This window comes from Corallococcus sp. 4LFB (assembly GCF_046520365.1).
Lineage (GTDB): Bacteria > Myxococcota > Myxococcia > Myxococcales > Myxococcaceae > Corallococcus > Corallococcus caeni.
In genome coordinates this window covers 1-7,507 of sequence record NZ_JBKGHJ010000419.1, presented here as the reverse complement: position 1 = coordinate 7,507, position 7,507 = coordinate 1, and the positions used below count along the sequence as shown (strand labels likewise).

5 protein-coding genes and 1 pseudogene are annotated in these 7,507 nt (G+C 71.4%); 1 reads left to right on the top strand and 5 read right to left on the bottom strand.

The window, feature by feature from the left end:
* Nucleotides 1-1,299, bottom strand: a 1,299-nt coding sequence (locus ACLEQD_RS32545; RefSeq protein WP_410389385.1) for a hypothetical protein, incomplete at its 3' end; no start/stop codon positions are given.
* A gap of 88 nt (nucleotides 1,300-1,387) precedes the next feature.
* Between ACLEQD_RS32545 and ACLEQD_RS32540 the strand changes: the two genes are divergently transcribed.
* A complete protein-coding gene (locus ACLEQD_RS32540; RefSeq protein ID WP_410389384.1) occupies nucleotides 1,388-4,528 on the top strand; it encodes a hypothetical protein in 3,141 nt (1,046 codons plus the stop codon).
* A 17-nt stretch (nucleotides 4,529-4,545) separates the two neighbouring features.
* On the opposite strand, the gene nadD is transcribed toward ACLEQD_RS32540, so the two are convergent.
* The 4 genes and pseudogenes from nadD to ACLEQD_RS32520 all read right to left on the bottom strand — a co-directional run.
* Nucleotides 4,546-5,103 carry a nicotinate (nicotinamide) nucleotide adenylyltransferase gene (nadD, locus tag ACLEQD_RS32535; protein WP_410389383.1) on the bottom strand — a complete coding sequence of 186 codons (558 nt, stop codon included), beginning with the start codon at nucleotides 5,101-5,103 and terminating at the stop codon, nucleotides 4,546-4,548.
* 10 nt (nucleotides 5,104-5,113) lie between these two features.
* Nucleotides 5,114-5,788 (bottom strand): hypothetical protein, encoded by a 675-nt coding sequence (locus ACLEQD_RS32530; RefSeq protein WP_410389382.1) that lies wholly within the window; start codon nucleotides 5,786-5,788, stop codon nucleotides 5,114-5,116.
* A 7-nt stretch (nucleotides 5,789-5,795) separates the two neighbouring features.
* Complete coding sequence (locus ACLEQD_RS32525) at nucleotides 5,796-6,986, bottom strand: exo-beta-N-acetylmuramidase NamZ domain-containing protein (RefSeq protein WP_410389381.1); 1,191 nt, start codon at nucleotides 6,984-6,986, stop codon at nucleotides 5,796-5,798.
* Between the two features lie 111 nt (nucleotides 6,987-7,097).
* Nucleotides 7,098-7,507: pseudogene (locus tag ACLEQD_RS32520) on the bottom strand (hypothetical protein); the annotation flags it as partial.

Below are 7,507 nucleotides of genomic sequence, written 5' to 3'. Positions count from 1 at the left end.
CAGCGCGCGGCGCACGAGTGGCCAGGCCTGCTCGGAGGCGGCCTCGGCCTCGGTGAGGCGGCGCAGGCAGACGTCGCCCGGCACCGACACGGAGCGCTTCAGGTCCGCCAGCAGCGTCAGCGCCGCCTGGAGCATCTCCTTGCCCTGCGCGGACTCCGCGGCCGGCTGGCCCGCGGCCTTGGACACGTGCTCCGTGAAGCGCTGCACCGCGTCCATGGTCGCGTTCGGGTCGTACTTCTCCAGCAGCGGCTTCAGCCGGTCCGGGTTGATGCGGATGAGGCGCAGCGCGCCGACCTTCTGGAAGGCCGGGTGCACCAGGCCAATCTCGGACATCTCGAACGCGCCCAGCAGGCCCTCGTCCGGCGCGCGGTGCGAGTGCGGCACCACGTCCACGAAGAGCGCCAGCGGATCCGCGCCCTGCTTGAACGCCTCCAGCTCATCGTCATCCAGCGGCGGGAAGCTCGCGGGCGTGCCGATGAACAGCAGCGGCAGCACCACGTCGTGCCAGAACTCCTCCGGCGCCGAACCCGTGCCGCCCACCGTCGCCACCAGGTGCGTCATCAGCTCCGCCAGGCGGGGGGCGCGCTCGGCCTGCTCCGCCAGCGTCTTGCCCTGCTCCATGCGCTGCAGGGACGTGACGATCTGCCCCTCGAACTGCTGGCGGGCCTCCGGCGGCAGCGGCGGCTGGGTGCGGCCCAGCGCGTCGCGCACGTCGCGCGCCAGCGCGTCCGTCTTCGCCTCCAGCGTCTGCTTCGCCTTGGCCTGATCCACCACGATGAACTGGAGGAAGCCCGGGTCGAACAGGCGCTGGTAGTCCTGGGGCGCCAGCTTCTGGGGCTGACCGCCGCCCAGGGCCTGCGCGGGGTTGGCGCCAAAGCGCACCTGCCCCAGCGAGCGGCGGATGTCGCTGGCCAGGTCGTCCAGGCGCGTCAACTTGCCCTGCGCCAGCGCGTCCATCACCGCCCCGAACGGGGACAGCATGATGATGGCCTCGGGGAAGCCCAGCGAGGCGCCCTCGGGCGAGTCCCGGTTGGGGAACCAGAAGGCCTGGTGCTCGGAGATGAGGCGCAGCGCGAAGCCGCCCGCCAGGCCCAGCGCCGCGCCCTGGTGGTTGGGGTTGTTCGGGTCGAACCGGCCGCCCAGCAGCTGGATGACCGCCTTCTCCACGTCCGCCCACGGCGCCTTCGTCAGGTCGACCGGCGCGCCGCCAGCCTTCTCCAGCGCGGCGGAAATCTGGAGCTGCGCGTTGTGGACGTGCTGCGGAACGGGGAGCCCCTGGGGCTCGGCGGGGTCGGTCATGGAAAGATTCCTGTGAGGAAGGCGACGCGTTCCCTTACCGTGAAAAACGCGTTCGTGACTACGAATTGTGGTCGGTAGGATGCCCACCATGTCAGCTTCTCGCGGGCCTGCCCGCCAGCCCGCCATCCTCGCGTGTCTCCTTCTGCTGACATCCGGGTGTGCTTTCGTCGCACCCCGTTTTCCGCAGAACGTCCAGGCGTCGTTCGCCCGCGACGAGATGCACAAGCTGACCACGCGCACCCTGGAGCTGTACTACCCGGTGCACCTGCGCGCGACGGCGCTGCGGGTGGCCGCCCGGATGGAGGGCTGCGTGGAACAGCTGCGCACCGACGCCTGGAGCAAGGCCGAGCGCAAGCGGGTCCTCGTCTACCTGACGAGCGCGGACTTCAACAACGCGTACGTCCAGTCGGAGTTCGCCAGCACGCCGCAGCAGCTGGTGCTGCCGCAGCACATGACGCTGGAGCAGTTCAACCTGCTGGGCCTGGGTGAGACGGACATCGGCGACGTGGCCTGTCACGAGTCCGTCCACTACGTGCAGATGCAGCAGGTGGGCAGCATCTGGAACGTGCTCAACAAGGTCACGGGCGGCCTCTTCCAGCCCAACATCTTCACCGAGTCCTGGTTCCTGGAGGGCCTGGCCACCTACTACGAGGGCCGGCTGGGCAAGGACACGGGACGGCCGCACAGCCCGGTGTGGCGCGGCTGGTGGGAGGGCGCGGTGCAGGCCCGGCGCGGCGAGCTCAACGCGGGCTACCTGTCCCCGGAGCACCGCGCGCTGGAGCCGTTCGGCGGCAACTACCTGAGCGGCATGCACTTCGTGGAGTACCTGGCCCGGACGTACGGCGAGAAGCGCCTGTGGAAGCTGGTGGACGAGCAGGGCAGCTCGCTGTTCCCGCCCGTCGCGGTGACGCTGCGGTTCAAGCGGGTGTACGGCAAGGACATCGGGTCGCTGTTCAGCGAGTTCGAGGAGCACCTCCAGAAGGACCTCCAGCCGCGCGAGCGCCCCGCCACGCAGCAGGTGCTGGTGCGGGAGGCGGGCTACTTCTCGCGGCTCGCCGCGAACCCGCTCGACGGCAGCACCGCGCTCTTGAGCGTGGGCCGCGAGGAGCTCACCCACCTCACCGTGCGCGAGCGCGACGGCCGCGAGCGCTTCAGCCGCACGCTGGTGCAGCTGCTGCCCGGGCGCCGGTGGGTGGTGGCCAGCCCGTCGCTGGTCAGCGGCATGACGTTCAGCCGCGACGGCCGGTGGCTCTACCTGGTCAGCGCGGACGTGGACTCGGTGGGCAGCTACATCGGGAAGCTGTGGCGGGTGGACGCGCGCACGGGCGACGTGGTGCGCCTGTGGGGCGACCTGGAGGGCATGGGCGGCGACGTCACGCTGGACGGCAAGTCGTACGTGTTCGTGGAGGTGCGCGGCGACGCGGCGAACCTCGTGCGGCTGGACCTGGAGACCGGCCAGCGCGAGCGGCTGACGGACTTCAAGGCGCATACGGCGCTGGGCACGCCCGTCACTTCACCGGACGGTGGACGCTACGTGTTCCCCATGGCCGGCGTGGAGGGTTGGGACCTGGTGCTGCGCGAGCCGGACGGTTCGCTGCGCTGGCTCACGCGGGACGGGCTGTTCAACTACTCGCCCCGGTGGCTGGACGACGACCACCTCGTGTTCCTGCGGGAGCACGAGGGCCGGCTCCAGGCGCACGTGATGACGGTGTCCACCCGTCGCATCGCCCGCGTCACCGACGCGCCGCTCCTGGTGCTCGACGCGGCGCCCGTGGGTGGGGACGCGGTCGTGTTCCTCAACCGCGACGGCATCAACTTCACCGTGGACCGCGCGCCCCTCGCCGAGGCCCTGGCGGAGCTGCGCGCGACCCCGGCGTCGCCGTCCGAGAGCGTCGCGACCGCGTCGGCTCCGGAACCCGTGCCCCCGGCGGAGTCCCCATCTGCTCCGGCCTCCCCGAGCACGGACGCGCAGGACGGCTTCGTCGCCTTCCCGGGTCAGCCCGCTGCCCAGACGGATGCCCCCACGCAGGCCCCTCCCGATGCCCCCATCGCACAGGTGGCGCCGCCTCCGCCGCCGGTGGATCCCGCGCAGGACGTGGACGCTCCCGTGACGCCTCCGCCCGTCGTGGGCCGCGCGGTGGACGTGCTGACCGACGAGCCCTACTCGCCGCTCGAGGGCTTCTTCATCCCGAACTACCGGGTCCCCTACTTCTACACGGTCCCCAACGAGGTCGACGGCGAGGACCCGTACTTCGCGGGGGGCATCTCCATCGCGGGCCAGGACCGGCTGGGCTTCAACGCCTACGCGCTCACGCTCACCTACGACTTGAAGGAGAAGCAGCCTGGCGTGTCGTTCGCGTACGGCAACGCGCTGCTGTCGCCCTTCTACCTCCAGGTCTCCGCGTCGCGCCTGCGCGAGGACGATCGCACGGACCTGCAAGCCACCGCGTTCGCGTCCCGCACGTTCTGGACCACGCCGGTGAGCTTCGGCGTGCTCGCGCTCGACCGCCGCTTCGACGCCACGGATCGCCGGCCTGCCCTCACCACGCGCCTCATCGGTCCGGAGGTCGCCGCGTCGTACTTCTCCGGCGAGGGTACGTCCTACGGCGGCACCCAGCGCGGCCTGGGGCTGTCCGCGAGCGGCGGCATCTTCCCGAAGGCCTTCGCGCTCGAGTCCACCGTGGGCGACGTGCGCCTGGGCGTGGACGGCTACCTGGGCGGCCTGCCCTTCACCGGCAAGGACAACGTCCAGCTCTCCGTCGTGGGCCGAGCCCTGCCCGGCGCGCCCGACGGCCTCCTGGAGGTCGGCGGCATCCTCCCGGGCCAGGCCTTCTTCATCAACCGCGACAGCACCACCGACGGCGGCCTGCCCCTCCAGCTCCAGCCGGGGCTCGCCTTCAGCGAATACCTGCGCGGCTACGAGGACCACTCCTTCCGCGCGCGCAACGTGCTCATCGCCAACGCGCGCTACCGCTACCGCTTCATCATCGACTACGGCTGGGCCTCCACGCTGTGGCTGCTGCCGTCCCTCTTCGTCAGCCAGCTGGAGCTGGACGGCTTCGGGGCCCTCGCGCGCACGGACAACCGGGACAACCACGGGGCGGTGGGCGGCTCCGCCACGCTGCGGCTCACCATGGGCCAGGCCTACGCCCTCGCCTTCTTCTACCAGTACGCCCACCGCTTCGATGACGGCTTCGGCGACCTGCACCTCATCGGGCTGACCTTCTGACCTTCTGAGCTACGGGCCTACCTGCCGCGCAGGCCGAACAGCCCCTCCTCGCGCGCCACCGCGAGCACCGCGGACGGCACCAGCTCCGACGGCTCCAGGCCGCGCGCCAGCTGGTCGCGCACCTGCGTGGAGGACACCTCCGCCAGCGGCGGTCCCACCGTGTCCGGCGCCGGGTAGCCCGCGCGGTAGAGCACCAGCACGCGCGCCATCCGCTGGATGCGGTCGAAGTCCTTCCAGCTCGGCAGGTCCCTCAGGATGTCGCTGCCGATGATCAGCGAGAACCGCGTGTCCGGGTAGCGCTCCACCAGGAACGCCAGCGTGTCCACCGTGCGCCCGCCGCCGCCCAGCTCGCGCTCCACCTGGCTCGTCTGGAGCCAGCCGGACGTCTCGCGGCAGAGCGCTTCACACATGCGCACGCGCGCCTCGAAGGGCTCCAGCTGCTTGCCGAACGGATGGTGGAACGTGGGCATCAGCCACACCGCGTCCACGCCCTGCGTCGCGTGGACGTAGGACGCCGCCATCAGGTGGCCCACGTGCGGCGGGTTGAACGAGCCTCCGAGCAGCGCGACCTTCACGGCGGGCCTCTTATTTGACGGTGAGCTTCGTCGAGCGCGAGTCGACCTGCAGCACCCGGGGCGGCAGCACCCGGTGCCCATCCAACCGGAACGCGGAGAAGCTCAGGTTGCGCTCCGCCTTCTCCAGGAGGCCGCACGTCTGCTCCGCGGCCCCCACCAGCCGGCCCGGCGTCACGAAGTAGCGCGGGCCAATCTGCACCACCGCCGGCTCCGGCTCCTTGCCGTGGATGAACACCTGCGCGTTGAGCAGGTCGTCCCGCACCAGGTCGTTCTTGTCGTGCACCACGCAGCAGAGCGTGTCCCCCACCAGGTCCATGGCCTTGTTCGCCACCGAGAGGTCCCGGTACGCCAGCGAGTCGCGCTCCGGCACGCGCACGAAGCGCTCCATCACCAGCCGCCGGTCGTCCTCCGACGTGAGGTCCGCGGGGGCCTCCCGCGACGCGGGCGTGCGCGACAGGCCCTCCTGCGGCGCCACCAGCCACTGCGTCACGTCCGCCAGGAAGTCCGCGTCGGAGTACTCGCGCCCGCCCCGGCCCTTCTTCCGGCGCCACAGCACCCACTCATCCAGGTCCGTGTAGCGCCCGCCGACGAAGAGGAAGCGCCGCGCGCCCTTCGCCCGCAGCAACTCATAGGCCGCGTCGAAGGCGTCCAGGTCGCCATGCGTATCGGAGAAGACGCCAATCACGTGAGGGTCACCGCCCGGAAGCGTACAGCAGGGCGGGCTCGCGGTGCTTGCGGAAGGCCTCCGCCTGCAGCTCGAAGCCCTCCAGCATCCGGTCCAGGCTCCAGCCCTCCTCGATGCCGCGACGCACCTGGTCGGTGCCGCACAGCAGGTCGAACGCGGGCACGTCGTCCACGAACTCGTACGCGTCCGCCCGCCAGTCGAAGTGCCCCGGGCCAATGTCGTGCAGCGCCTGGGCGATGGCGATGCCCGTGCGCAGCGGCTTGAACGCCTTGCGGTCCGTGACGTGGATGAAGGCCCCGCTGCAGGACTGGCCCTGGTGCTTGTCGAACGTCGGCGTGAAGCCCACCGGACGGAAGGCCACGCCCGGCAGCCGCTCCCTGTCCAGCCGCGCCAGCAGCTTGTCCGTGTCCACCCACGGCGCGCCGAACTGCTCGAAGGGCCGGCAGGTGCCGCGGCCCTCGGACACGTTGGTGCCCTCCAGCTGGCACATGCCCGGGTACACCAGCGCCGTGTCCGCGGTGGGCATGTTGGGCGACGGCGGCAGGAACGGCAGGCCCGTGTCGCTCCAGTACATGTCGCGCGTCCAGCCCTCGCACGGCACCACCGTCAGGTCGCAGCCGAAGCCCTCCTGCGCGTTGAACAGCCGCGCCAGCTCCCCCGCCGTCATGCCGTGGCGGTTGGGCAGCGCGTACAGCCCCACGAAGGAGCGGAACCTCTCTCCCACGAGGTTGCCCTCCAGCGTCACCCCGTCCAGCGGGTTGGGCCGGTCCAGCACGTAGAAGGGCACGCGGGCCTGGGCGGCGGCCTTCATCGCCAGGGCCATGGTGTAGACGTAGGTGTAGTAGCGGCTGCCCACGTCCTGGATGTCGAACACCAGCGCGTCCAGCCCCTTGAGCCACTCCTGGCGCGGGGAGAGCGACTCGAAGGTGGAGCCGTAGAGGCTGTGCACCGGGACGCCCGTCCTGCGGTCGCGCGCCTCGTCCACGGCCACCATGTACTGGGCCTCGCCGCGGATGCCGTGCTCCGGCCCGAAGAGCGCCGCCAGCATCACGCCGTCCGTGGCGGCCAGCAGGTCCGCCAGGTGGCGGAAGCGCGAGTCCACGCTCGTGGGGTTTACGATGGCGCCCACGCGCTTGCCCTTGAGCGCCAAGAAGCCCTGCGCGGCCCACACATCCAGTCCCGTCTTCACCTTCGTCACGTTCGGTCGCCTCGTCCCGCCGCCCACGGCCTGCGCGGGCAAGGGCGGGTCAGGTTCGCAGGTCAGTTCGCGGCCAGGCGCTTGAGCGCGCTCGCGGCCGCCTTCTTCGAGTCACAGGTGCTCAGGCCGAGGAAGCCCCCGGACGTGCCGTCGTTGGGCCCCGTCGTCGGCGAGCGTCTCCAGCGGCCCTCGCGCGGACTCCAGATGCAGGCCGCCCAGGGCCTCCGCCGCGTCGGAGCGCACACCGCACTGCTCGTGCTTCAGCAGCGAGATGAGCCGGGACTCCGCGCGGCCGTTGCCGTCCTTGCGCACCGCCTGCGCGTAGAGGGTCATCGCGGCGCCCCAGTTGCCCTGCGCCTCCTCCAGCCGCCCATGGAGGTAGATGCGCTGCTCCGGGTCCTCCTGCTTGATGAGCCGCCGCGCCTCGCTCACGCGCGCGGCCCGCTCCGCGCCGGAGGCGCCCTCCACGTCGCGGATGGCCCGCAGGGCGGGGCCGCCCTCGCCCAGCAGCAGCCCCCCGC